The 24,276-nt window shown below is 62.3% G+C and carries 27 protein-coding genes; 13 read left to right on the top strand and 14 right to left on the bottom strand.

From position 1 onward, the window contains the following. Nucleotides 1–360 precede the first annotated feature (360 nt). A complete protein-coding gene (locus HMJ39_RS12560; protein ID WP_194297582.1) occupies nt 361–912 on the bottom strand; it encodes an elongation factor P hydroxylase in 552 nt (183 codons plus the stop codon). 54 nt (nt 913–966) lie between these two features. Here HMJ39_RS12560 and HMJ39_RS12565 point away from each other — a divergent pair, with 54 nt between their 5' ends. From HMJ39_RS12565 to HMJ39_RS12580, 4 genes are all read left to right on the top strand, one after another. Then, nucleotides 967–2,355 (top strand): MATE family efflux transporter, encoded by a 1,389-nt coding sequence (locus HMJ39_RS12565; protein ID WP_194297583.1) that lies wholly within the window; start codon nt 967–969, stop codon nt 2,353–2,355. A 132-nt stretch (nt 2,356–2,487) separates the two neighbouring features. Next, on the top strand, nt 2,488–2,787 hold the full coding sequence (locus tag HMJ39_RS12570) for a DUF3649 domain-containing protein (protein WP_161384798.1): 300 nt from the start codon (nt 2,488–2,490) through the stop codon (nt 2,785–2,787). Next, entirely contained in the window at nt 2,784–4,388 is a 1,605-nt protein-coding gene (locus HMJ39_RS12575) for a PepSY-associated TM helix domain-containing protein (RefSeq protein WP_194297584.1), read from the top strand. Before HMJ39_RS12570 ends, HMJ39_RS12575 begins: the two co-directional genes overlap by 4 nt. Continuing rightward, the gene (locus HMJ39_RS12580) at nt 4,385–4,720 is read left to right on the top strand and encodes a DUF3325 domain-containing protein (RefSeq protein WP_194297585.1); all 336 of its coding nucleotides are present in this window, start codon (nt 4,385–4,387) and stop codon (nt 4,718–4,720) included. Before HMJ39_RS12575 ends, HMJ39_RS12580 begins: the two co-directional genes overlap by 4 nt. Nucleotides 4,721–4,821: 101 nt before the next feature. Here the strand turns inward: HMJ39_RS12580 and HMJ39_RS12585 are convergent, their stop codons facing one another. Beyond that, on the bottom strand, nt 4,822–5,298 hold the full coding sequence (locus HMJ39_RS12585; protein ID WP_194297586.1) for a gamma-glutamylcyclotransferase family protein: 477 nt from the start codon (nt 5,296–5,298) through the stop codon (nt 4,822–4,824). Between the two features lie 166 nt (nt 5,299–5,464). On the opposite strand from HMJ39_RS12585, the gene HMJ39_RS12590 reads away from it, so the two are divergent. Continuing rightward, nucleotides 5,465–6,145 (top strand): hypothetical protein, encoded by a 681-nt coding sequence (locus tag HMJ39_RS12590; RefSeq protein WP_161384794.1) that lies wholly within the window; start codon nt 5,465–5,467, stop codon nt 6,143–6,145. A gap of 35 nt (nt 6,146–6,180) precedes the next feature. Here the strand turns inward: HMJ39_RS12590 and HMJ39_RS12595 are convergent, their stop codons facing one another. The 8 genes from HMJ39_RS12595 to HMJ39_RS12630 all read right to left on the bottom strand — a co-directional run bounded on the left by HMJ39_RS12595 (nt 6,181) and on the right by HMJ39_RS12630 (nt 9,867). Continuing rightward, on the bottom strand, nt 6,181–6,558 hold the full coding sequence (locus tag HMJ39_RS12595) for a helix-turn-helix domain-containing protein (protein ID WP_194297587.1): 378 nt from the start codon (nt 6,556–6,558) through the stop codon (nt 6,181–6,183). Between the two features lie 83 nt (nt 6,559–6,641). Then, a complete protein-coding gene (locus HMJ39_RS12600) occupies nt 6,642–6,956 on the bottom strand; it encodes a helix-turn-helix domain-containing protein (protein ID WP_161384792.1) in 315 nt (104 codons plus the stop codon). Between the two features lie 148 nt (nt 6,957–7,104). After that, entirely contained in the window at nt 7,105–7,410 is a 306-nt protein-coding gene (locus tag HMJ39_RS12605) for a helix-turn-helix domain-containing protein (RefSeq protein ID WP_161384791.1), read from the bottom strand. Between the two features lie 259 nt (nt 7,411–7,669). Further along, the gene (locus HMJ39_RS12610; protein ID WP_194297588.1) at nt 7,670–8,374 is read right to left on the bottom strand and encodes an NUDIX hydrolase; all 705 of its coding nucleotides are present in this window, start codon (nt 8,372–8,374) and stop codon (nt 7,670–7,672) included. A gap of 89 nt (nt 8,375–8,463) precedes the next feature. Further along, nucleotides 8,464–8,826 (bottom strand): helix-turn-helix domain-containing protein, encoded by a 363-nt coding sequence (locus tag HMJ39_RS12615; protein WP_194297589.1) that lies wholly within the window; start codon nt 8,824–8,826, stop codon nt 8,464–8,466. Further along, nucleotides 8,826–9,125, bottom strand: coding sequence for a type II toxin-antitoxin system HigB family toxin (locus HMJ39_RS12620; RefSeq protein WP_194297590.1), 300 nt, complete (start codon nt 9,123–9,125; stop codon nt 8,826–8,828). The genes HMJ39_RS12615 and HMJ39_RS12620 overlap by 1 nt, the downstream gene beginning before the upstream one ends. Before the next feature lie 177 nt (nt 9,126–9,302). Further along, nucleotides 9,303–9,539 carry a type II toxin-antitoxin system RelE/ParE family toxin gene (locus HMJ39_RS12625; RefSeq protein WP_256245800.1) on the bottom strand — a complete coding sequence of 79 codons (237 nt, stop codon included), beginning with the start codon at nt 9,537–9,539 and terminating at the stop codon, nt 9,303–9,305. A gap of 28 nt (nt 9,540–9,567) precedes the next feature. Beyond that, entirely contained in the window at nt 9,568–9,867 is a 300-nt protein-coding gene (locus HMJ39_RS12630) for a type II toxin-antitoxin system RelB/DinJ family antitoxin (RefSeq protein ID WP_161384787.1), read from the bottom strand. Between the two features lie 975 nt (nt 9,868–10,842). On the opposite strand from HMJ39_RS12630, the gene HMJ39_RS12635 reads away from it, so the two are divergent. Both HMJ39_RS12635 and HMJ39_RS12640 read left to right on the top strand, forming a co-directional pair. Then, the gene (locus HMJ39_RS12635; protein ID WP_194297592.1) at nt 10,843–11,187 is read left to right on the top strand and encodes a Do family serine endopeptidase; all 345 of its coding nucleotides are present in this window, start codon (nt 10,843–10,845) and stop codon (nt 11,185–11,187) included. A 287-nt stretch (nt 11,188–11,474) separates the two neighbouring features. Further along, the gene (locus HMJ39_RS12640; protein WP_194297593.1) at nt 11,475–12,023 is read left to right on the top strand and encodes a hypothetical protein; all 549 of its coding nucleotides are present in this window, start codon (nt 11,475–11,477) and stop codon (nt 12,021–12,023) included. A 72-nt stretch (nt 12,024–12,095) separates the two neighbouring features. Here the strand turns inward: HMJ39_RS12640 and HMJ39_RS12645 are convergent, their stop codons facing one another. Beyond that, nucleotides 12,096–12,470, bottom strand: a complete 375-nt coding sequence (locus HMJ39_RS12645; RefSeq protein WP_256245799.1) for a DUF4351 domain-containing protein — start codon at nt 12,468–12,470, stop codon at nt 12,096–12,098. Between the two features lie 761 nt (nt 12,471–13,231). Here HMJ39_RS12645 and HMJ39_RS12650 point away from each other — a divergent pair. After that, nucleotides 13,232–13,891, top strand: coding sequence for a hypothetical protein (locus HMJ39_RS12650; protein WP_194297595.1), 660 nt, complete (start codon nt 13,232–13,234; stop codon nt 13,889–13,891). Nucleotides 13,892–13,954: 63 nt separating this feature from the next. Here the strand turns inward: HMJ39_RS12650 and HMJ39_RS12655 are convergent, their stop codons facing one another. Both HMJ39_RS12655 and HMJ39_RS12660 read right to left on the bottom strand, forming a co-directional pair. Continuing rightward, on the bottom strand, nt 13,955–14,206 hold the full coding sequence (locus HMJ39_RS12655; RefSeq protein WP_194297596.1) for a DUF4351 domain-containing protein: 252 nt from the start codon (nt 14,204–14,206) through the stop codon (nt 13,955–13,957). Nucleotides 14,207–14,589: 383 nt separating this feature from the next. Continuing rightward, nucleotides 14,590–15,453: a type II secretion system protein N gene (locus HMJ39_RS12660; RefSeq protein ID WP_194297597.1), complete on the bottom strand. Its 864-nt coding sequence runs from the start codon at nt 15,451–15,453 to the stop codon at nt 14,590–14,592. A gap of 128 nt (nt 15,454–15,581) precedes the next feature. Here HMJ39_RS12660 and HMJ39_RS12665 point away from each other — a divergent pair, with 128 nt between their 5' ends. The 5 genes from HMJ39_RS12665 to HMJ39_RS12685 all read left to right on the top strand — a co-directional run bounded on the left by HMJ39_RS12665 (nt 15,582) and on the right by HMJ39_RS12685 (nt 19,690). Further along, nucleotides 15,582–16,292, top strand: a complete 711-nt coding sequence (locus HMJ39_RS12665; RefSeq protein ID WP_194297598.1) for an FKBP-type peptidyl-prolyl cis-trans isomerase — start codon at nt 15,582–15,584, stop codon at nt 16,290–16,292. Between the two features lie 27 nt (nt 16,293–16,319). Next, the gene (locus HMJ39_RS12670; RefSeq protein WP_194297599.1) at nt 16,320–17,069 is read left to right on the top strand and encodes a DsbC family protein; all 750 of its coding nucleotides are present in this window, start codon (nt 16,320–16,322) and stop codon (nt 17,067–17,069) included. A gap of 280 nt (nt 17,070–17,349) precedes the next feature. Further along, nucleotides 17,350–18,048 carry a hypothetical protein gene (locus HMJ39_RS12675; RefSeq protein WP_194297600.1) on the top strand — a complete coding sequence of 233 codons (699 nt, stop codon included), beginning with the start codon at nt 17,350–17,352 and terminating at the stop codon, nt 18,046–18,048. A 113-nt stretch (nt 18,049–18,161) separates the two neighbouring features. Continuing rightward, on the top strand, nt 18,162–18,872 hold the full coding sequence (locus tag HMJ39_RS12680; RefSeq protein WP_194297601.1) for a hypothetical protein: 711 nt from the start codon (nt 18,162–18,164) through the stop codon (nt 18,870–18,872). Between the two features lie 104 nt (nt 18,873–18,976). Continuing rightward, nucleotides 18,977–19,690, top strand: coding sequence for a hypothetical protein (locus HMJ39_RS12685; protein ID WP_194297602.1), 714 nt, complete (start codon nt 18,977–18,979; stop codon nt 19,688–19,690). A 516-nt stretch (nt 19,691–20,206) separates the two neighbouring features. On the opposite strand, the gene HMJ39_RS12690 is transcribed toward HMJ39_RS12685, so the two are convergent. After that, nucleotides 20,207–23,896, bottom strand: a complete 3,690-nt coding sequence (locus HMJ39_RS12690; RefSeq protein WP_194297603.1) for an Ig-like domain-containing protein — start codon at nt 23,894–23,896, stop codon at nt 20,207–20,209. Between the last annotated feature and the right edge of the window lie 380 nt (nt 23,897–24,276).

Consider the following 24,276-nt stretch of genomic DNA (forward strand, 5'->3'; position numbering starts at 1 on the left):
GTTCGGGTCGGGGTGCGGGCCCTCCAGCGGGGACGCGTCTCGGCGTGGCCCCCTTTCCGGGAACGTCGTGAATCCATCCCTGGAGACTCCCGGTTTGACATCCTGTCAAACAGGGTCCCGGAAAGGGGGCCACGCCGAGACGCTTCGAGGTAGCCGCCATGGTGGGTGGCCGGAATGGGCGGTTGGGGGCGTGGCTGGCGCGGGAAGGATACGGTAGGAGCGACTTTAGTCGCGATGGAGGTGGCACGGCGGTTGGGGTGGGATCGCGACTGAAGTCGCTCCTACGGGGGGACGTGGCACGTGCTGGGTGGTATGGGGCGTGAGAAGGATGCGGTAGGAGCGACTGGGCGGCACTCCGCTTCAGTCGCGATGGAGGGTGGCACGGTCGGTGGGCGGAAAGACGGCGTCTAGGCGGTCGGCGAGGGGGCGGTGGGCGGTGTGGTAGTGGCGCTCGAGGGCGGCGACCCATTGGCGGGGGCGTTCGGGGAGGCCCTGGTCGATGAGGTCGTGGGCGAGCGCGCGGACGTCGGTGGCGAAGCGGTGGGCGTCGCCGGGGTCGCCGTCCAGGTTGTCCAGGGACACCTGGAAGCGGTGCTCGCAGGCGGCGCAGAACAGGGCCTCGAAGGCCTGGGGGCGCACTTCCACCCGCAGGAAGCGGGCCTGCTGATCGGCGTCGCGGCCGTCCGGGGCGTACCAGTAGCCGTAATCCTCCAGGGCGCGGCGGCGCCGGCCGGCCACGCACCAGTGCGCCACCTCGTGCAGGGCGCTGCGGAAATAATCGTGGGTGTAGCGGATTCGCGCCGGCGCGCCGGGCCGATAAAGGGGTTCGGCGAAGCCGCCTTCCAGCACGGTGTGGTGGCGGGCGTAAAACGTGTCACGGAACAGGGTTTCCAGGTCGGCGGCGCGGTGCATGGGCGGGGTGCTTTGCGGTATGGTAGCCGCCCCTTGCCCTGTCGCTGATTCACCATGTCCTTGCATCGTCGGGAATACCTTGCTCAGTTTCGCATTGCTCTGCCGATTCTCGGCGGCCAGTTGGCGCAGACCGCCAACGGTTTCGTGGACACCATGATGGCGGGCCGGGTGAGCGCCGAGGATCTGGCGGCGGTGGCGGTGGGTGCCAGCATCTGGGTGCCGCTGTTCCTGTTCATGACCGGGGTGCTGACCAGCGCCACGCCGATCCTGTCACGCCATCTCGGCGGCGAAGCTTACCATCGCGTCAACCCGCTGGCCCAGCAAGGCCTGTGGCTGGCCCTGGGCCTGGGGCTGCTGAGCATGCTGATCCTGCGCTCCATGGCGCCGGTGCTGCATCTGATGGACGTGGACGAAGCCATCCGGCCGCTGGTGCAGGGCTACCTGGACGCGCTCAGTTGGGGGATGCCCGGCGCCGCCGTGCTGCTGGCGTTGCGCAGCTATACCGAGGCCATGAACCACACCCGGCCGGTGCTGCTGATCAGCGTGGCGGGCCTGCTGATCAACATTCCCGCCAACTACCTGCTGATTTACGGCAAGCTGGGGCTGCCGGCCCTGGGCGGCGTTGGCTGCGGCTGGGCCACCAGCCTGGTGATGTGGTCCATGGCGCTGATGATGGCCGGCTACATCAAGCGCCACCCGGTGTACCGCCCGGCCAGGCTGACCCTGGGCCAGCGTCACTGGGAGCCGTCCAGCCTGGCCTACATGCTGCGCCTGGGCCTGCCGGTGGGGCTGTCGATTTTCTTCGAGGTGAGCATCTTCGCGGTGATCGCCCTGCTGATCAGCCGCCTGGGGCCGGAGATCGTGGCCGGCCACCAGATCGCGCTCAACTTCACCTCGCTGATCTTCATGCTGCCGCTGAGTTTCGCCATCGCCGCCACCGTGCGCGTGGGTCATGCGCGCGGCCGCGGCGACCGCCAGGGGGTGGGGGTGGCGGTGCGTTGCTCGCTGATCATCACCGCCGCCATCGGCCTGTTGGCCGGGCTGGCCCTGGTGCTCACCCGCGCCTGGATTCCACACATCTACACCGACAATGGCCAGGTAATCGCCCTGGCCGCCCACCTGCTGCTGTTCGCCGGCATCTATCAGGTGTCCGACGCCATCCAGGTGAGCGCCAACGGCTGCCTGCGCGGCTTCGAGGACACCGCCTGGCCGATGATGATGACCCTGCTGGCTTACTGGGGCGTGGGCCTGCCGATCGGTTACGTGCTCGGCCTCACCGACCTGTGGGTGCCGGCCATGGGCCCGGCGGGCTTCTGGATCGGCCTGGTGGCCGGCCTCACCAGCGCCGCCATCATGCTGGCGCTGCGGCTGCGCTGGCGGTTGCGGCAGCCGTTGCCGGCGACCGCGCGGCGGGATGAGGCAACCCTGGAGCAAGCCGCCTGACGGCGGATCGCGGCCGGGCGGCGTTCCGCTTCAGCCGCGATCGGGCGGGTAAAGAACGTATCGCCGGATTGCATCCCTTTCCTATATGCGGATAATAACGATTCTTATTTTCCGTGGGCTCCCGGGGATTCCATGTCCAAGCTTTCTCTGCGGCAACTGGCCGCCTCGCCGCGCCTGGGGGTGGCCTCGCGCACCCTGGTGGCGGTGTTCGGCGGCTATGCGCTGGCCGCCGTGACCACCGCCGCCCTGGCCCTGTGGCTGCCCGTGGAGCGGGCGGACGCGGTGATCACCGGCACCCTGCTCTCCTTCCTGATCTACACCGTGGCGGTGCTGTTCGCCTTCTCCACCCGTAGCGCCCTGCGCGCCTGGGTGGGCATCCTGGCGCCGACGCTGGTGGGCGCCGCGCTGGTGTGGCTGGGGGGCCCGGCATGAAGGCAAGCCTGCGACAATCCATGGCCTGGCTGCACACCTGGAGCGGCCTGCTACTGGGCTGGCTGCTGGTGGCCATTTTCATCACCGGCACCAGCGCCTATTTCCGCGACGAGATTTCCTTCTGGATGGCCCCGGAGCTGCACCATTCGGTGGCCTCGGAGGCAGCGCCCCGGCTCGCCTGGGAGCAGCTCAACGCCACCGCCCCCGACGCCCGCGACTGGCTCATCGCCCTGCCCCACGAGCGCCACCCGGCGGTGGAACTGCGCTGGCGGCCGGACACGCCGGACGCTCAGGAGAACCGCCGCCGGCGCGGCGAACGGGCGGAGCTGGACGCCACCACCGGCGAGCTGCTGGAACCCCGCGCCAGCCGGGGCGGCGGCTTCCTCTACCGGTTCCATTTCGAGCTCTACGGGGTGCCGCGCATCTGGGCGCGCTGGCTGGTGTGCGTGGCCACCATGTTCATGCTGGTGGCCATCGTCAGCGGGGTGATCACCCACAAGAAGATCTTCAAGGACTTCTTCACCGTCCGGCCGGGCAAGGGCCAGCGTTCCTGGCTGGACGCCCACAACGCCACCGCCGTGCTGGCCCTGCCGTTCCATTTCATGATCACCTATTCCGGGCTGCTGATCTTCATGGTGATGCTGATGCCCTGGGGCATGAACGTGGCCTACGAGGACGGCTGGCGGGGCTTTTTCAACGAGGTCTTCCCCCGCGAGGAGCAGGCCGCCAACGCCGGCGCCCCGGCTCCCCTGGTGGACGACATCCAGCCCCTGGTGGCGCGCACCGAAGCCGCCTTCGGCCAGCCGGCGCGCTACATCGAAGTGGAATGGCCGAACCGGGACAACGCCCTGATCCGCATCACCACCGCCAAGGAAGCGGCGATCACCGACCGCCGCCGGGGCGGCAACCCGTCACTGAGCTTCGAGGGCACCAGCGGCCGCCTGCTGAAGACCGACCCCGGCGTCGGCGCCGACGACGGCTTCGCCGCGCGCACCTACAACCTGTTCGTGAACCTGCACCTGGCGCGCTTCGCCGACCCGGCCACGCGCTGGCTGTTCTTCCTGTTCGGGGTGGTGGGCAGCGCCATGGCCTGCACCGGCATGTTGCTGTGGGTATCCAAGCGCACTCAGCAACTGCGCGGCAAGACGCCGGGCTTCAACCTGCGCCTGGTGAACGGCTTGAACATGGCCTCCATCACCGGGCTGCTGGCCGCCATGGCGGTGTATTTCGCCGCCAACCGGTTGCTGCCGGCGGCCCTGGAAACCCGGGAAAGCTGGGAGATTCGCGCCTTCCTGCTGGCCTGGCTGGCGACCCTGATCCACGCCCTGTGGCGGCCGCACCGGCGCGGCTGGCTGGAGCAACTGGCCGCCCTGGCGGCGCTGTGGCTGGCGGTGCCGGTGATCAACCTGGCCACCACCGACAGCCATCTGTTCAGCGCCATCGCCTGGCGCCACGGCGCCCTGGCCGCCTTCGACCTGGTCTGCCTGGGCATGGCCGCCGGCGCCGGCTACGCCTTCTGGCGGGTGGCCGGCCACAAGCCGGCGCGCAAACCGGCCCGGGCCGCCCGGGCCCGCCGCGCCGCCGCCGGAGAATCGTCATGACGCTGCTGCCGCTGACCTGGACCCTGGGCTACGCCGGCCTCACCGCCCTGGCCCTGGCCATGAAGCGCCACCACGAAGCGGTGCTCGGCGCCAAGGCCTCCGAGGCGCGGCTGCGCGGCTTCCGGGTGCTGGGCTGGGCGCTGCTGGCGGCCATGACCGCCGGTTGCCTGGCGATCTGGCCCACCGCCCTGGCGCTGTGGATGGCCCTGGGCATGGTGGCCTTCGCCGGGCTGCCCCTGGTGTTCCTGCTGCCCTACCGGCCGCGTCTGGCCGGCGGGCTGGCGGTGGGCTTGCCGGTGGTTGGTTTGGTGGTTGGGTGGGTGTTGGGCTAGGTTCGACGCCAGCGTTGATCGCGACTGAAGTCGCTCCTACGAAGCCGCTGTAGGAGCGACTTCAGTCGCGATCGGCGCCGCAACGATCCACCGCACCCCGCTCAGCCCCGCGCCGGGCCGGTGGCGTCCGGCCAGCACTCGGTGGCCAGCAGCCAGCGATAATATTCCTCGCTCAGCCAGGGCCGGCCGCTGAGCAGATGGTTCAGGTACCAGCGCTCCGGCAACACCGTGTCGCTTTGCCAATGTTCGTTGGCGATGTACACCCAGGTGTCGATGGGCCCTTCCCCGGCGCGCACCGTCATGGCATGGCGGCGGTAGCGCTCCGGGTGGCCCTCGAACGGGTCCATGCGGGCGATCTCGTCGGCGCCCACCAGCTCGTACAGCACCCCTTCCACGCCGCCACCGGCGTCCTCGACGATGTTGGCGTAGGCCCGCCCGTCGCGGCCGTTGGCGCGTTTGTTGAACGCCAGCGTCCAGCCTTCCAGAAAGCCGGCCACGCTGCGCCGGTAGCGCATGCCACGGCTGGCCATGCGCGCCGGATTCATATTGGAACCGTAGGCAAAGTAATAAATCGTCATGGCGACGAATTGTAACGCGGCGCCGTAAACAACGCTTGCGCCGCCCCCGCCGAGCGTCTAGTGTGAATTTGGAACGTCGGAATAACTCATGCGTGAGCACGCCGGCAGCGAGCGTCTACGTATCAGTTATTCCGCAGTTCCTTGGTCGGCTTGCGCGGAGGCGCTTATGGCAAACCGGCGTGACCCTCGCGGCAATAACGTATTGCCGTTCACCCCCCGACGGCGGGCATCGATTCCGCCGATTCTGCGACTCTCACCCGAGTACGACGGCATGGAGCTGCTCTATGCCAACGATCAGCACCCGGACACCCTGTTCTCCATCAAGATCCTCGCCTGGGCCCGCCGCGAAGACGGCGACACCGTGGCCGTGGTGCCCTGGCTCAAGGAGCTGGTCTCCGCCACCGATCTGGCGGACCCGCTCAACGGGCGCTGGGAGGGCTATCGCCTGCCCGACAGCGACTATCTGTTCCGCGACGCGCCACCGCACAAGGTCCAGGAGCTGGACGCGGCGGTCGAGTTCTTCGGCCGGCCCGGCGGCGACGGGCCGATCCAGGAGATCCCGGACACCATCGGCACCCATGCGGTGTTCTCCGAGGATCAATTCGAAACCCTCAGCCTGACCGAGGTGGTGAGCTGGCGGCTGTACGCCGACGGCACCGCCAAGGCCATGGTGGCCGACGAGGAGGCGGTCACCCAGACCCCGATCCTGCCCGGTGACGACTGCCTGCGCGCGGCCCAGGACGAACCGGACTTCCGCTACTTCTTCCAGCACGGCATCGCCAACCGGCTGAAGGACCGGGACCCGGAAGCCCTGGCCGCCATCGCCATGCTGTCCACACGCTCCTAGGCGCCGCAGCGGTAGGAGCGACCGCCCGGTCGCCCCTACCGCTCCGGCGGGCGTTTGCGGCGGGCGTCCGCGTTTTGCTGGCGCATGCTCCGCGCCAGGCCGATCAGCAGCACCTGGTCGCGGCGCGGCACCTCACCGAACAACCGCACCATGCTGCGCAGGCGCCGGGAGACACCGTCGCCCTCCGGCGGCGCCGTCTCGATGCCGTCCCACTGCTCCACCTGGCGCAGAAAATCCACCACCCGCACTCCCAACGCCGAACACAACCGGCACAAACGCCGGAAGCTCACGTCCTGGGCGTTACGCTCCACCCGCGACAGATTGCCCGCGTCGGTCCCGGCGCGCTCCGCCACCTGCTGCAAGGTGGCGCCCTGCGCCAAACGCTGCCGCTTCAACCCCGCTCCGATATTCATGACCCGCTCTCCCTTATCGCCTTCACGCTTTGCACTAGCGCAAAGCTTCGCTCTATACGGATAGCGAATCAATAGAACAACGATCAGGGGTCGGCGAAAATACGCAGGGTCTCGGGAAAACTCAGGCCGATCAGCAGCAAGGTACGGGCCGCGCCCCCGGGCGCCCCCACCCCACGCTCCCAACGATCCAGGGTCACCGGGTCCACGCCCAGCAAACGGGCCATGCGAAAACGGTCCAGCCCGGTCAGCCGCATCACCGCCGTCACATGGGTGCCGTCCACCGGCGTCTCCAGCGGCAGGTTCGCCAGCTCCGCGCGGCTGTGCTCCAGCAGCCGGTCCACCCAGGTATCCAGGGCCCGCCGCGGGCACGGCCAATAAGGGGTCTGTTCGTCCGACATGGGCGTCCTCGCTGCCGGCCCGGGCCGGCGTCGGCTTGCGTATCACGCATTCATCGTGACCGCCTCGCCGCCATCGAAAAATCAGCGATCCACCGCAATCTCTGTAGGAAATCCACCCCGAACCTTGTAGGAACGCCACGCGGCGCGCCTACAGCAGGACTTCGAGCCCCTTGCTTTCCACCAGGTTTAGCAGTTTCAGCGAAATGCCGTTGGGGCTTTTGTCACCACGTTCCCACTTCTGCACAGTGGAGATCGACGTATTCAGATAAGCGGCGAACACCGCTTGGCTGACCTTGTAACGCCGACGCATACGGCGGATGTCGGTGGCGCTCAGAGGGCGAATCTCCGGCAGACACATTGCGTCGAATTCGCGCAACGTCACCGAATCCATCACACCCGCCTCGGAAAGATCACGGGCCGTCTCGTGTACCGCGTCCAGAATACCCTTAGCCATCGTTGCTCACCTCGATGATCGCTCCGTGCCTCAGCGCCCGGTCAATCTCCGCCGCGCCCAACGGGCGAAGGAACGGTTCATGAATATTCGCACATCTCACCCAATCATACCACTTAGTGCCACAGAGTAGGATTCAGAATCCTCTGCTCAGCCAAGAGCATGGGCGGAGTGAACCGGCACGGCATTGGGTGATCTCGGAGATCGACGTAGGCATTCCGCCCCACGGCCTGTAGGAACGCGTCGACGGCGGCGCCGTGGATCAGGGGCTGGTGAGGGGCGCCGGGTCGGAGGCCGGGGCGGTGCCGCCGGCGAGGGCGGCCTGGACGGAGTCGTAGCCGGCCAGACGGTGCAGCACCGCCGTGGTGGGGGTGGCGAAGCGGCGCCGGCCGGTGCGGCGGTCCGCCAGGGCCTGGCGGGGCGTGAGCCAGCAATGATCGATGGTTTCCTGGCCATCGTGCAGAGGCACTTGCCCGGGCGGCGCCTCGGCCACGAAAAAGCGGGTGTCGAAGCGACGCGGCGGGCCCGGCGGCGTGACCCAGTGATCCAGGTACGCAACCCGGTCCAGGCACAGGTCCAGCCCGTGCTCATGGCACAGCACGGTGAGGCTGGCCTCGCCCCGGGCCACGGCGTGGCGCGCGGCCAGCACCGGATGGGCGGCGTCCACCCAGGCGCCCCGACCGTCCCGGGCCAGCAGCAGGCCGGCCTCCTCGAAGCACTCACGCACCGCCGCCACCAGATAGCCCAGCCCGCCCTCCTCCACGCCCAGCATGGCGTTGGCGGCGAGCTCCGCGGGCCGCGCGCCGTCGGCGGCCAGACTCAGATCGTGGTGGTCCACGGCGCCGCCGGGGAAGACGTAATAACCGGGCATGAACACGGCCTGGTGGGTGCGCTGCAGCAGCAGAACCTGGGGGCCGTCGTCGGAATCACGGAGCAGGGCGAGGGTGGAAGCGGGGCGTGGTTGCATGGCGTTATTATTCTCGAAACCGGACTTCAGCTTCGACCATAACCCGAGCCGGCGGAATCATCCAGGCACACGACACATTCACGGCCGGATCAGGCAACGGAGTCGTTCAAAAGACTTTCGTAGGGAATTCGAAGTCCATCGTGCAGCTTGCGGATCATCCGCAGGCTGAGCGCCCGCTTGCGATTCAGGACCTCGGACACCCGCCCGCTGGAACCAATGTAGGCTTCAAGATCACGCCGGGTAAGACCACGCTGCTCCAACGCGAAAAGAATCGCCTCGACGGGATCCGAAGGGCCAACGGGATAATGCTCATCTTCGTATTTCTCGATCAGGATGGAGAGAACTTCAAGTTCATCCGCCTCCTGGGTGCCTTCATCGGCTCCCCACAGCTCTTCCAGACGTGCGAAAGCACGCTCAAGATCGTCATCGGTATGGATCGGCTGAATATTCATCACACAATCTCCGCATCAACCCGGTCGTACTGAGCATGAGTGCCTACAAACCTCACCCAGGCGATCTGAAGATCGTAGCGGATGGCAACAATCACCCGGTATTTATTGCCGGCTATGTTGAAAACCACCCGACCGCCCCTCAGAACGCTGGCAGTACTGATATCGGCCTTAACCGCCTGGGGGGTGGCCCAGCACGCCCTGGTCATCATGTGGTACCACTGCGTAAGAGGCCTTTCCGCATCGCCATGGTCAGGCTCTTCCCAGAACTGCCTTAACGTCCGTTTCGCAATCACTCTCATCACTTTTCCCTACTTGTGCCGATCCTAGATCCTCCCAATTTGGGAGTCAAGAAAGATGAGCTCCCTCTCCCTCGCATTGTCCATGAGCTGATCACGAAAGCGCTGTTTTGCGGATTCCTCAACCTGGCCCCGGGTCCGAGGTCCGTGGCGGCGACCATGAAAGGACACATGGACCGGCTAAAGCGGCCACTGCTGAGCGGCATGCAAAATCTGGATGATCTCAACGTGGTCCTCCGAACAAGCGTAGACGACGATGTAGTTCGGGCGCACCACCAACTCCCGGGTTCCTGCGACACGCCCAGGCCGATGTATCAACGGATTCTCCAGCAGGCGAACGACTTTCTCTTCAATCTCATCCATCAAAGCCACCGCGGCAAGAGGGTTATCGTCAGAGATGTAATCCAGTATCTCCAACAAGCCCTCCCGAGCCATCGCACGCCACTTAATTCTTGCGCTGTCGTTTCCTTTCGATGAGCTCCCTTGCATCGTCCATGACCTGATCATGAGAAGCGGCCGCGCGGGTGTCTTCCATGGCCTCGCGGACTTTTGCCTTGAACCAAGCGTCGTAAAACTCGGGATCAGCGGTCAGACCGAGGGGCAAACCACGCTCCCTGACCACTCGAGTCAGCAAGATCCGTACGGCATCCGAGACCGTCAAACCCAGTCCGGCCAAAGTATCGGCGGCTTCGCCTTTCAATTTCTCGTTAATGCGCACATGCAGCATCGTCGTTTCAGCGGCCATGATTCTGTCCTCCTTATCTCGATGCCAATTCTGTATCTCAAATGAGATACATGCAATCAAGTACTGCCGGATCATGGCCCCAGGAAGTCTCCAGGCTAGCGTCCGGGACAGCGTGTCGCTGTAGGAGCAGGCTGAAAGCCTTGTCAGCCGAAACGGAAAGTCAGCCGGGAAGCCCCAGAGGCGGAAACCCCGGAGGCGGGAAACCGCCGAAAACCGTGCCCATAACGGCCGTTTTAGGGGAAAAACGGGGCCAAAATGGGAAAAAAGCGCTGTTTTGCGGATTCCTCAACCTGGCCCCGGGCCCGGGGTCCGTGGCGGCGGCATAAACACGCAGCCGCCATCCGTTTCCATTCCGGCGTTGCGGGCGGCGCCGGGGGCCTTCCCGGACGTGCCGGCGGCCGCCAGCTTTCCATAAATCCCAAGCGGTTCAATCACTAACGCCGCCACTTCCGGGGCGTTCATCGCGTCAAGGCGTTTTCGCCGCCCTACTGTCGCTACTGATGCCCGCGCCATGGACCATGAAGGCAAGGCAACGGGGATCCGCGGGCAAGGAGCCAGCCATGAGGGAGCGGGAACGACTGCTACTGACGGGGCACGCCCACCACCTGCTGCGGCAGGCGCGGGACGGCGAGCGCGTGTTCCGGGAACACACCGACTACGTGCACGGCGTCCGGCTGCTGCACGAATTGGCGGCGGAGCATGGCGTTGCCCTGCATGCCTGGTGCCTGCTTCCGGACAGGCTGCACCTGCTGGCGACGCCCCTCGGCGACCCCTGGGGCCTGTCGGTGTTCATGAAGGCACTGTCCTGCCGCATGGCGTTGCGCCATCGGGAGCGCCACCGGTCGCCGTCACCGTGGCGGCGACGCGGTCGCGGACGGCATCACCCTCAGCGCGATCGCGCCCCGCCATGTCCTGCTCGACCACGACGGCCGCCTGGAAAAACTCACCCTCGACCAGCGGACCGCGCTGAAGGGCGTGGCGGCCGGCCCCGAACCGGCCGCCGCCAGCGATGACGCCCGCGGCCGGCTGATCGAGAGTCTGGGCCTGACACCGATCCGGCCGGGCATGGCCGCCGGCTACCGGGTGGAGAATCCGGAAGGAGGCCTGGCACGCAAATACGGCTTCCTGGAAGGCGACGAAATCCTGTCGGTAAACGGCTATCCCCTGGGCACTGCGGAGGACGACCGGCTCGCCTACCACGTGGCCAGCCGGGCCGACGTGGCCCAGCTGCGGGTGCGCCGGGGCGACCGGGAGATCCGGCTCGAATACCACGCCGATCAGGACCGCATCGAAGGCCTGGACGCCCTCAAAACCGAATAACCGCTCCAACCGCCGCGAAAAAAACGCACAAGAACGATTTTAATCACGCACAAGTTTCGCCGTCCGCACCTTGCCCCACCCTGCCCACGAGAATTTACGCCGAACGACAGCGGTGAAAACAGCAAACCGGCCCGCCGTTTTCATTGTGGTACGAACGAACCAGAAACTAATTTGGAAATCGCCGGCCCCGAGCCGGCGCCCTCGGCGGCGCCCTGCTTCTGCTCTCACCGCTCAGCCAGGCGGGCTGGGTCAGCGGCGCCTGCCCCTCCGGGCTCTCGGTGCCGTGCGTGGAACAGGACTACAACGGCACCGTCTACCACTTCAACGGCGGCCACGCCGATGAGTGGCACCCCGACGCCAACGGTGACGACTTCAGCTTCTCCGGCAGCGGCACCATCCAGTGCCCCAGCCAGACGCTGGACTGCTCCGTCAACCTGGACGCCCAGGTGAAGAAGTTCCAGGACGACCAGGATGTCTGGCGCATCGGCTTCAAGGTCACCGACGCCAGCGTCTCCGGCGGCTTGCTGTGCAGCCTGGCGGACCTCAGCGGCATGCCCTGGTACCTGGCCGACAGCAGCACCCACGACAACTTCGGCAACGACGACGGCGTGGTCTGGCCGGGCCCCATCCAGGGCAACATCGGCACCCTGGAGGTGCTGCTCGCCGGTAGCTCCGTGGCATCGAACATCCATGCCCACGGCGTGAGCTACGACAACGTCGACACCTTCAGCCTGACTGGTGACCTCTACAATAACGGCACCGACACCGCCCAGGGCTGCAGCCTCAGCGGTGACCTTACCCTCGATTCGCCGGTGAACTACCTCACCGTGTTCTAAACCCACAACCCGGCCTGGCGCTCCCCGGTTTCCCCGCCGGGGGGCGCCCTTTAGCTCGAAGGCGGCTGGGCGTTAGCGGAACAGCTCGTCCAGGGAGGTGGCGTCCAGAACGCGATCGGCGAGGCTTTCCAGCTCAGCCTGGGAAGCGCCTTGCAGGCGCAGGCGGTACACGGCGGGCAGGTCGCCGAAGCGGTGCTGGATCAGGCGCAGGACCAACGCGCGCTCGCCTTCCAGACGGCCTTGCTCCACACCCTGAGCACGCCCCTGCTCGACGCCCTGCTCCAAGCCCTGCTCCACGCCGGCGCGACGCTGGCGTTCCTTCCATTCCTCGAACCGGTTGGTGATCATCTCGTAAGTCTCCTGCAGGTCGTGCATCTCAGGGAAGGTCTCGCCAGGGAACCAGCGCGGCAGCCGGCGGCGCAACCATTCCAGGCAGAACCAAGGCACTACCGCCTGGAAAAAAGCAGCGCCAAACGCTGAAAAGCGTGCCCAGGGCGGGCGTTTTAGGGCGAAAAACGGGCAAAACTGAAGGGGAAAGCGGTGCTTTGCGGATTCCTCAACGCCCGGCCGCTGCCACGGCGATGGCGAGTCATCCGCCCAGAAGCGGCCGGGAAAGCGCCAATGTTTCACAAAATGTCCAAGGATGATATTTTATTTAATAAATACCGCCACACGAAGACCCAAAGAGAATAAGAAAACCCTTTTTAATGCCCGCCATACCTGTCCTTTCCGGACACCGATAAATATTTTAAGCGACAATGTTCCCTTATCGGCAGAACTCCCGCCAAAGCCCCCTTCAAAGTCGACAAAAAGAGCCAATGAATCACGAAAAACCTGTCCCCAATATACCGCTTATCAGATTTTTGCTACCGAATAAAAGTGAACATCTCAACACTCACCTTCAATAAGCGCATGATTTCATTGAAATATCCGGCACGGAGAGGCGTTCTTTTCACCATTTTCAACCCTCCTTTTCACTCGATAAAATTCCAGACACAAAACGTTTCCTATTAAGGTTGTACCGACACAAACAAAAAACGAACACCAGCAAGGGGACCGGGGGCTCTATACCAGCCACCTTCGAACGTTTGAACGTCCGGCAGAGCGGCACCCAAGTGACGCCGACCGGACACCTCCACGTAAATCGAACGGGAAACACAAGCACGGGATGAGCTCAGAACGAGAATATTGATGAAAGGAGAATCATCATGTCTGGTAAGGATCGCTTGTTACTGGCGGGACACCCGCACTATCTGATGCGCAAAAGCGCCGACAACCAACCGGTATTTCTCGACGAGGCGGACTGCAACCACTGCCTCGGAGACATGCGCGAACTCAGCGCCCAGTACGAGCTGGCCGTCCACGCTTACTGCCTGCTGCCGCAAGGGCTGCACGTGGTGGCCACGCCGCGCGAGGACCCGGCGGCGCTGTCGCGGTTCATGAAGGCGCTGTCGTGCCGCGCCTCCCTGCGCCGCAAGAACCTTCATGGCCGCGACTCGGCCTGGGAGGTGCGCTACCGGTCCAGCCCCATCGAGCCCAGCCAATGGCTGCTCACCTGCATGTGCTATGTCGAGCGCCTGCCGGTGGTGCACGAGCTGGCGCCCTCCGCCTACCACTACCGGCGCAGCAGCTACCGCATGCGGCTGGGCAAGACCGGCCACTACTGGCTGAAGGATCCGGAGGAATACACCCGCCTGGGCGGCACCCTCGAGGAACGGGCGGAAGCCTACCGCATGTACATGAGCAGCGGGCTGGACACCAACGACGAAAGAGCGATCGAGGCGGCGGTGAAGCAGTGCAAGCTGATCGGGTCGGTGCGTTTCATACAGGAGGTGTGCCGGCGCTATGGCCTGCAAGGCGGTAAGTAGGAGGCGCTGGAACACGGGTCGGCGGGCTCTCCAGCCGCCGGCCCTTCCTCGGCAATCGTGGCGTTAGCGGAACAGCTCGTCCAGGGAAGAGGCGTCCAGAACGCGGTCGGCCAGGTCTTCCAGCTCGGCTTGAGAGGCGCTTTGCAGGCGCAGGCGGTAGCCGGCGGGCAGCTCGCCGAAGCGGTGCTGAATCACGCGCAGGACCAGTCTGCGCTCGCCTTCCAGGCGGCCTTGCGCCATGCCCCGCTCCATGCCTTGCTCGACGCCGGCGAGACGCTGGCGCTCTTTCCATTCCTCGAACCGGTCGGTGATCATTTCGTACGCCTCCTGCAGGTCGTGCAGCCACGTTACCAAAAGCTGAAGAAGGCGGGTCACTTCGCCGTAAGAGCCGTAGTGCTCCGGGGACGACAAAGAGCAAAAAAGGCGTCAAACATGCCCATTAAGGCCGCTTTAGAGAGAAAAACCGGGAAAACAGCGCCATTTTGCGGATTCCTCAATGGCGGTCGACGTGCCGCTTTGGCCGCGCCCGGATTGGCGGCCTCCGCCTACCACAGCCGGCGCGGCTGCCACCGCCTGTACATGATCGGCGGGCTGGATACCAACGACAAGAGAGAGATCGAGGCGGCAGTGAAGCCATATAAGCTGATCGGGCCGATGCGTTTGATACAGGAGGTGTGGCGGCGGCACCTGCGAGTTGCTCAACCTCCGGTCCCCGGGAGGCTCACGCCTTTGACGTCATCCGGAAAGTGGAAGGTGAACTCATCGCCCTCCTCTGTCCGGACCAGCACGCTGGCCCGATACCGGTCCTTGAAGGAAAGCCAGACAAGGTAGTCGCTATGGTATTCACCCACCGGATAGCCGTTCACGGCAACGATGGTGTCACCCGGCTCAATGCCCAGCTCCTCCGTGCCGCTTTCAGGGAAATCCTCCCCAACGCGATACCCATCCGGCGAGTGCTCACTGACCGGCTTGAGATCGAACTTGCTCAGAAAATCCAGCACACGTTGCGGCATCTTCGGGCCATCGTCGTCACTTGCCGGCGCTTCGTCGTCCGCGTCGGCGATCTCGGCGCGGCCTCCACCGCCTCTAAGTCCCATGCGTAAAGTGATACGCCGGTCACCATCACGGATGATCACTTCGGTGGAGCGTATATCCGCCAATACACCGCCTTCCGGCAGCTCAGCCCCCACATGGTACCGATGCGCACCCAGGCCCTCCGTATGGATCACCGCGGAAGCCAGCGGGCTATGGGCCTGGAAAACAGCCAGCAGTGCCAGGGCGCCGGGATCCATTCCAGACGGAGGCAACAGCGCGGCCGGTGTTGGCGTGGCGGACGGCGGCTCGGGGTTCACCTCCGGCAACGATGCTTCCGATGCGGCGCCGTCCGCCCGTGGCGTCAGCGACTGGGACGGGCGCTCCGTCCTGTTCTCCTCCGCGCCGCTCTCCTTCGGCTTTATCGCATCATCCATGCCATTATTCTCTTTCACAAAAAAGAAAATAAGGGATAGAAAAATTAAAGCCAGAAGAAACAGGCACTTAGTAATTATCTTCTGTCCTTTCATAATCACCCGGCCAAAAATTATGGTTTACGACTTGTTTTACAAGGAACTTAAATAATATATAGCTCTCTTTACTGAAGACAACAAAGAGCAAAAAACAAAAACCACGGAAGTCTCAATCAGGAGGAATCATGAGGATCCTAATCTTTGGCGCGCTGCCCCTGGCCATCCTCGCGGGGTGCAGCCACAACCCACCCGCGCAAAGCGAACTGAACACCAACCAACAAAAAGCCTCCTACGCCGCCGGCATGCTGCTCGGCGACAGCCTGGGCGGCACCCTCTCCAAGAGCAAACTCAACGAGGACCTGGTTCTGGAAGCCCTGCGCGACAAGCTAAAGGGCAACGAACTGCGCCTCAGCGAAGAAGACGCCCGGGCCGCATCCGCCGCGTACCAAAAGGAGGTCATGCAGCGCCTGGAGGAAGAGCACAAACAGCTCATCGCCCGCAACACGGCGCAGGGCGAGGAATTCATGGAGAAAAACAAAGAGCGCCCCGAGGTGAAAACCCTGCCAAGCGGCGTGCAGTACGAAGTGCTTGAGGCCTCCACCGGCGGCGCCAGCCCGGATGCCAATGACGCGGTCCGTGTGCATTACGCCGGCACGCTGCTGGACGGCACCTTCGTGGAAAGCAGCCTGGCCCGTGGCGAAGCCGTACGCGTGAATATGGGCGTGGCCTTGAAAGGGTGGCAAAAAGCGCTGGTGCACATGAAGGAAGGCGATAAATGGCGCCTCTTCATTCCGCCGGAGCTGGCCTACGGCGAAGCCGGCCTGCGTGGGAAAGTACCGCCGCAATCCACTCTGATCTACGAGCTGCAACTGGTCGAAGTGATCGACAGAAGCTGATAACCACCATTGGAAGGGGGCACACCCATGAGACCGTATCGCTACATTCTGAATGTTCTACTCATCGCCTTGGCACTCCCCGGCCTGGCCACCGCGGACCTTCGCGAGCGGGTGGAAAGCGCGCTGGCCGTCACCAACCCGAACCTGAGCGTGAAAAGCGTGCAGGACAGCCCCGTGGAGGGCGTCAAGGAAATCAAGCTGAGCAACGGCGAGTTCCTCTATGCCGAGCCGGGCAGCGACCATATTTTCTCAGGCCGCCTGCTTACATTCACCCAGGATTCCTGGAAAGACCACACCGAGGAGCGGGAACGGCAGGACCGGGCGCAAAGGCTTCAAGGCGTGGACAAGGGCACCACCATTACCTTCCCCGCCACCGGCCAGGAAGAGCACGAGATCTATGTGTTCACGGACATCACCTGCCCGTACTGCAAGCGGTTCCATGCCCATATGGCCGACATCAATGAGCGCGGCATCACCGTGCACTACCTGGCGCTGCCCCGGGCGGGCATCGACTCCTCGGCGGCCAACAACATGGCCAGGATCTGGTGCACCGAGGACCCGCAAACCGCGATCACCGACGTCTTCTCCGGCCAGCCGCTCACCCAGGAAGTGCTGCCCTGCCGCTCACCGGTGGCGGACCAGTACACCATGGCGCAGACCCTGGGCGTCAGCGGCACGCCGTCGGTCTTTGCCTCCGATGGCCGCAACCTGGGCGGCTACATGTCGCCGGATGAGCTGAGCGCCGCCATCGCCAACACTGCGGGCCTCAGGAACTGACAGCCCTCCGGGCCTGCATGATCACGCCGACATGCGGGCCCGTATTCCTTCCCTGTTAATCCCTCCCCAAGGCAAATAACCCCGCTTTATCGTATTTCCACAAAAATCCACCGCCGTGCGGGTCATAAGAAGCTGGCTAAGTGGCTGATTAAAAAGGCCATCCCGCAAACACCCTAATTAAACCCCGCCGAACTGCGGAACCGCCGCTAAAACCTTGCTACGTTGAAATGGCAGTACATTCTGCAGCATACGAACGACAAACAATTACGGAGACTTTGTCATGAAGACGAAACTGTTACTTTCAGCACTTCTCGGTATGGCCGCCTGGTCCTTCTCTGGCGTGGCAACCGCGAACTGGGATACCGGTGCCTGCCCCGGCGGTGGCTCCGCGCCCTGTATCGAAACCGAAATCAACGGCAACACCTATCATTTCAATGGTAGTGGCGGCCACGCCGACATCTGGCACGGTCGCCCCGCCGCCGAGGGTGGTGGTGACTTCGTATTCGAAGGCGACGGCACGGAACTGATTTGCAACCTCGATCTTAACTGTACCCTGGCGCTCAGTGGTCAGGTCAAGAAGTGCCAGGACTCAACCGGCGCATGGCGTATCGGCGTGAAAGTCAATGACGCCGACGTTTCAAACGGCACTTTCTGCGGCTTGGTGAACGTGAGTGGCTTCCCCTGGTACTCTAAGGACGCCAGCATTACCCCCCACTGCCCGTTCGAGGATGACTGCGACAGCTTCATCCCCTATGACCCGAACGCAACCAGCTACACCGGTAATTTCGGGGACATCAACGTCTCCGCTCTGGGTATGACCCTGGTCGATAACGAGCACGTTCACGGTGTGGTCTTCACCCCGGGTGTTGGTGCCAACTTCGACTTCCAGTCCTACTTCTACGATTGTGGAGAAAACCCAGACTGCTATATTGACGGTACTCTGACCGTTAATAATGCCACATCCCTGGACGTCAAATAACAGCGATTCATGGATTAACGTTCGGCGCTATAGCTCGTAACCAGGCTGGCGCCGAATGCTTCCCCATCCAGCCCCGGCCTTGCCGGGGCTTTTTTTGCCTTGAACGATACATTATGGAGATGGCAACCATGAAAATAACAAGCCCACCCCTAACTCTTCTCGGCCTGGCGGCCTGGTCTCTGTCCAGCATCACGACGGCGGCCTGGGACACCGGCACTTGCCCTGGCGGTGGCTCGGTGCCCTGTATCGAAACCGAAATCAATGGGAACACCTATCACTTCAACGGTACCGGTGGGCATGCCGATATATGGCATGGCCGGCCCGCCGCCGAGGGCGGCGGCGACTTCGTTTTCGAAGGCGATGCAAGTTTTGATTGCACCATCGGTTTGAACTGCACACTAGCCTGGAGTGGAGAGATAAAAAAATGCCAAGACAGCAATGGCAACTGGCGTATCGGCTTCCAGATCAATGGGGCCAGGATGTCGAATGGCGCGCTCTGCAGCTCGTTCGTTCTGAGCAATTTCCCCTGGTACCTGAAGGAACCCAGTCTCACCCCCCACTGCCCGTTCGTGGATAACTGTGATGACTTCATACCTTATGACGCAACAGCATCTAGTTATACCGCAAATCTGGGACGAATCAGCCTGACCGCTATCGGCATAGGATTAGTGAACGAGGAGCATCTTCACAGCGTGGCCTTCACCCCCGGCCTCGGCGCCAGCTTCGACTTCTCTTCCAATTTTTACGATTGCGATGAGAGCTCAGACTGTTCCTTTGAGGGTGAGCTGATGATTTATAACGCCACATCCTTGGACATCCAATAACAGCCAATATCGGCAGGCTCGGCGTCGGATCTCGCAATCGGGCTAACGCCGAACACTTCCCCATCCGGTCCCGGTCTAGCCCCGGCTTTTTTAAACGACTCGTTATGATGACAACCATGAAAATAGCAACTCTACCCCTGACGCTTCTCGGCCTAACGGCCTATTCGCTGTCCAGCATCACGGCGGCGGACTGGGACACCGGCGCTTGCCCCGGCGGTGGCTCGGCCCCTTGTATCGAAACCGAAATCAATGACAATACCTATCATTTTAACGGTACTGGGGGGGGGCACGCGGATGCATGGCATGGCCGCCCTGCCGCGGAGGGCGGCGGCGACTTCGTTTTCGAAGGTGACGGTGTGCCCTTCTATTGCGACTGGAGTGTGGACTGCGCCTTAGCCTGGAGCGGTAAGATAAAGAAATGCCAGGACAATAATGGCAACTGGCGCGTCGGATTCCAAATCAATGGGGCCAGCATGTCGAATGGCACTTTTTGCGGTCTTCATCGTTTCAGCGGTTTCCCTTGGTATACCAAAGATCCGGGAATTACCCCGCACTGCCCGTTCGAGGATGACTGCGATAGCTTGATCCCGTATGACGGAAACGCCTCTAGCTATACCGCAAATGTAGGCAACATAGGTATTAGCGCCCTGGGCGTTCCTCTCGTCGAAGACGAACACCTTCAAGGTGTTATTTTTTCTCCAGGTGTTGGCGCCAACTTTGCTTTCGCATCCGATTTCTACAATTGTGATGATGACGCGAACTGCTACCTTGACGGCGCACTGACGATAAAAAACGCTGCCTCACTGGACATCCAGTAACAAGCGATAGCGATATAAATTCGGCACCAGGTGGGCACAATCCGCTTGGCGCCGAACGCTTCCCCATCCTGCCCCGGCCTCACCGGGGCTTTTTTGAACGAATCACTATGGAGACGGCAACCATGGAAATAACAACCCGACCCCTAACACTTCTCGGCTTGACGACCTGGTTACTCATTACGGCGAAGGACTGGGACCCCGGCCGACGGCGGATCGGCGCCCTGTATCGAAACCGAAATCAACGGGAGCGCCTATAACTTCACCGGCACCCGCTCGCACGCAGGTGCGTAACATAGCCGATCTGCTACGAAAGAAACGGAATTTCCATTTTTTAGGCAACCATGTGATGGGGAAAGCTTACGTAAGCTCGCTCCGCACGCTTAACTCTTTGAGTCATCAAATCTACCACAATCAGGGCTGGAACGTGTCGACTCTATTCAGAACGGGCCAGGATAATAAAAAAGGGGCTCCTTACGGAGCCCCTTACAAGTAGGGCCTTGCTTTCTACTATTATTCCTATTTTATAGGCTCCGAAATCATATTAATACGGGATCCATATTCAGGAATAAAGAGATCAAGGTATCCTGCTTCTTCTCCACCAGAAGATAGACCGATATCAATATTGATCAAGTTGGTATTACGCTGTTCAACCTGCATGCGCCCGTCATCGAGAAAGCTTACCTCGCCCTCCAGGTTCATATTTAATTGGTAAGACTTAAGGTCCCCCGGGTTACTGAGCGGGTCCCACTGCAAAGAGTTCGGCGCATCAAGATAAAGTTCCATATCCATGCTCAATACCGCACCCTGATCTCGTTCCGAAATCCAGCCGACAATCGGCTCATCTCTATTATTTCCAGAGAAACGCATTCGCAGGATCTGCGGACCTGTCAGGGTACCCGCAGCGTAATACAAAGCACCAAGAGCATTGGTGTTGATATAGAGGTCAAGCGCTGTCCCCATAACAAGCGAGGGCCACAACTTGATTTTTACACGGCCATTCTCATCAACCTCATCGGTCACCTCCGCGATTGCAGCGGACATCAAATAGCTGAACTTGTTTTCGGGGCACTCAAGGGGTTCCCGAACTTCACTGGTGACCGGAAATATAGTGACTGGATCCATCTTGAAATCAGAATCATAACTGCATCCAACGTTTGCTCCGCTTAAGCTTTCCGCGGGCCCTCGGGAATCGAAGCGTGAAAGAATTTTTGCACTGTTCTTCGCAGGCTTGAATCCGTTCGGATCATAATCGGGATATAAACCGAACCCGAGATCTCCCGCCACAAGCGGACCTTCGGGACCGTACTCCTCAATATCGAAATCAAACTCCCCTGTTCCTGCAGCTCTTACGGGATCCGGCTCGCCCGTTACAGTCCAGAAGTCGATCACGTCGTTTATACTATCAGCTGCAGCACCGATATTAGTGCGGTCACTGACGAAGTTCCGGTTGGTATCTGCTATAGGCTGTGTTCGCAGTACTTGCAAGACATGTGCGCTTGGCGCATCGCCCCGGAAAAATTGCGTCATATTCGGGCCACCCGCCGTTATAGACGCGGTGGGATTCTCAGTGTATTTGTGGAATGTACCATCCGGATTCGTTTTTCTTGCAAAGGCCACTCCCACGGGCAGGGTGCGCACGGGCAAGCCTTCACTATCGCATACTGCGTCCACGCCGCATTGGAAGTCTCTGTTGTCCGCCGTTATCTGCGAATTCGCGCCAGTGCTGCATGGCTCAATTTCCGTGGCATCGTTCGCGACGATACGCTTCATGCTGCCGTTTCCCTCTGAACAGATTGCCCAGCCGGATGACTTCAGTGTGTACTGGTACAGTTCGTCTTCTTGCCACGGCTCCGCCGGCCAGAACTTTAATGTCATATCGGACATTTCCACCGTACCGGCCACTTCTTCCAGCACTTGTTCGCTCTCGTTGATCCTCTCCACTTTGAAGGTTTGACCCAGCACTACAGTATCGGGGTCGACCTTCATGCCGAAAGCAATGATGATTGGGCGGTTAGCGGGCATATCCATCACGGGGATCGCGTCATCCGCGGGACGATTCTCTCTCTCGGTGCCATCAGTGATGGCTTGCGCACCACCAGCGCACATACCCGCGACGCCGTTGGCAAGGTCTCTGTAGGAGGTCTGCCCGATGTCGTTACCCCCCGAGCCAGACTCAGACAGCCCAGTAAAACCACCTGCCTCGATAAAGTCCTCCAGCAAGGCGCAGGGAAAACCGGGATAAGCAGCCAGAATCACCGGCGCTTGTCTCGTCGTGCGAATCTCATTCCAGAAAGGCGAGGACGGATAAGTTGGAGACACCTCAGGGCTGGTCAGATCATAATCCGGCACGATGGTCGCCAGCTCGAACTGCTCGATCATCGGCATGCCGGTGGCCAGGTTGCCGGCGAGGTCGGTGGCGCCATCCACTTCCACGCGGTAGACGTTCGGGTTCTCCGCCGGGCTCAGTTGGAAGCCGGGCTGGCTTACCTTGGTGCCCGCGGCGGTTTCCTCGCTGGTTTCCTGCAGTTGGATCACCAGGGCGCTGCCATCGACGTAGTAGTTGATGTCCATTTCCTGATCGGCGGCATCGAAGACGTGCACCTTGCCTTCCACGCTGCCCGGCTCCAGGGGCTCGTCGAAGTTCATGATGATGGGGTCGCCGGGCTTGGCCAGCACCGCCTTCTCGTCGCCGGTGATGCTGTCGTTGCCCATGCTCCAGCTCTGCATCATCGGCGGCGTGGTGTCCGTCTGTTGCTGGCGAACGTCCGCCACCAGTTGCTCGGTCTGGTCCCGGTAGGTCTGCAGCTGGAAGCTCAGGGTGCCGTAGCCGCGTTCCAGGCCGAGGATCATCGGTTCCACCACGCCCACGGCGTTGATGTCGATGACGCCGGCGTCGGTGTCGGTGCTCACCGTGCCCACCAGTTCCAGGTGAGTGATGTTCTGGGTAACACCGCCGTTGGCGATGGCGTCCTCGGTGGTCATGGCCACATCCATGAACAGGCGCACCATGCGCGGGCCGTCCGGATCATAGACGTTGGGGATCAGGTAGCCGTTGGCGTCGGAGAGGAAATGCACACGCACTTCGCCGCTGTCGAAGCCGGCTTCCACTTCACCGCCGATTTTCACGTCGATGCTGCTGCCGGTGAGGAGCGTGCCGCGGCGAATGCGCAGCGGGGAGACCGTGGGCCAATCCGGCAGGAACGCCAGGTCGCCCAGTACGTCGCCTTCCTGCTGGGTGGCGGCCATGTTGGTGGTCTCGGCATCGCCGAGCAGCACGGCGTTCACCGGGATCTCGTTGATCGGCTCGCCGGTGAGTGGCGACACACCTTCATTATTGTCAGGATCATCGTCGTTTTGCAGCTCTTCCGGCGTGGTAATACGCTGCACCAGCGGCAGCGGCCGCTCGTCCGGGCCCTTGCCTTCGGCCAGGGAGCTGGACGGGTTGAAGCGGAAGCGGTTGCTGTTCGGGAAGGCGAAGCTTTCGCCGTAGATGCTCTGGACGGCGCCGTCCTCGAACGCCAGGCGGTAGGACTGCCCCGGGGTGAGGTCTTCCTTGGGGTCGACGGTGAGGTAGGGGCCGTCCACCACCACCCAGGCCGGCACCAGGTCGTCGTTGCGGTCCAGCAGGCGCACGGTGCTGTCGCCGCCCTGGCCGTAGACCAGGCTTTGCGGGTCCAGGGGCTGGGTGAACTGCAGGCGAATGGTGGAGAAGTCCATCATCGGATCCTGCTCGCCGCCGCTGGGCATGGCGCGGGTGACGTCCAGGGTGTCGGCGGTGATGGTGTTGGCCTTGATGCCCTCCTCGGCCGCGCGGGTGCTGAAGCGGATGTCCTGGGCGCCCTCAATGCCGGTGTCATCCGGGAAGTCGACCATGTACTCGGAGTGGTACTGGAGCTTCTGGGTCGGCGTGAGGATCAGTGATCGCCCGCCGTCGGCGAAGTGGCTTTCAGTGTCGATTGCCTGGCCGTCGAGGCGCAGGACCACGCTGTTCTCGATCCCCTGCCCTTCGACGCTTTCCGAGAAGCGCAGCACCACCGGCGTGGGGGTGGGCACTTCCTGCTGGTCTTGCAAGGGGAAGGAATAGATCAGCGAAGTGCCGGAGGCCTCGCCGGCACTGCCGGACGGGCTGCTTGAATCCCCCCCGCAGGCGGCCAGCATCACGGCCGCGGGCAAGGCCAGCGCGACTGGCGCTATCTTTCTTATCATGGTCGCTCCTCGACGTTTCATATTTAACCTCATTGTTATCAACGTCTTTTTTATATCGGCGTATTTATTTTAAATAGCCGCCGCGCACCGATCGCCACCCTTCCATTATTTTAAGAAGGCTCCGGCGAGTGGCGCGCGAATTCCTGATTTCCATTTTTTATGGGCACAAAACCCCTAAGGGCGGACTCCGTCTATAGTGGAAACTCGTTCACGTTTACAGCACTGAGAATAGCCAGCCGCTGGCCGGGGTGTATAGGCAGGGGAGACGTTAAAGAGGGTTTTCAGGGACAACCCTTAAAAGGGGACAGATATAATAAATTCTTGTTTATTAATAATGACTTACGGGCGGACCAAGAGCGTTTTTTGTGTATTTGGCAAAA

It is taken from the genome of Alloalcanivorax profundimaris (assembly GCF_015265435.1).
GTDB lineage: Bacteria > Pseudomonadota > Gammaproteobacteria > Pseudomonadales > Alcanivoracaceae > Alloalcanivorax > Alloalcanivorax profundimaris.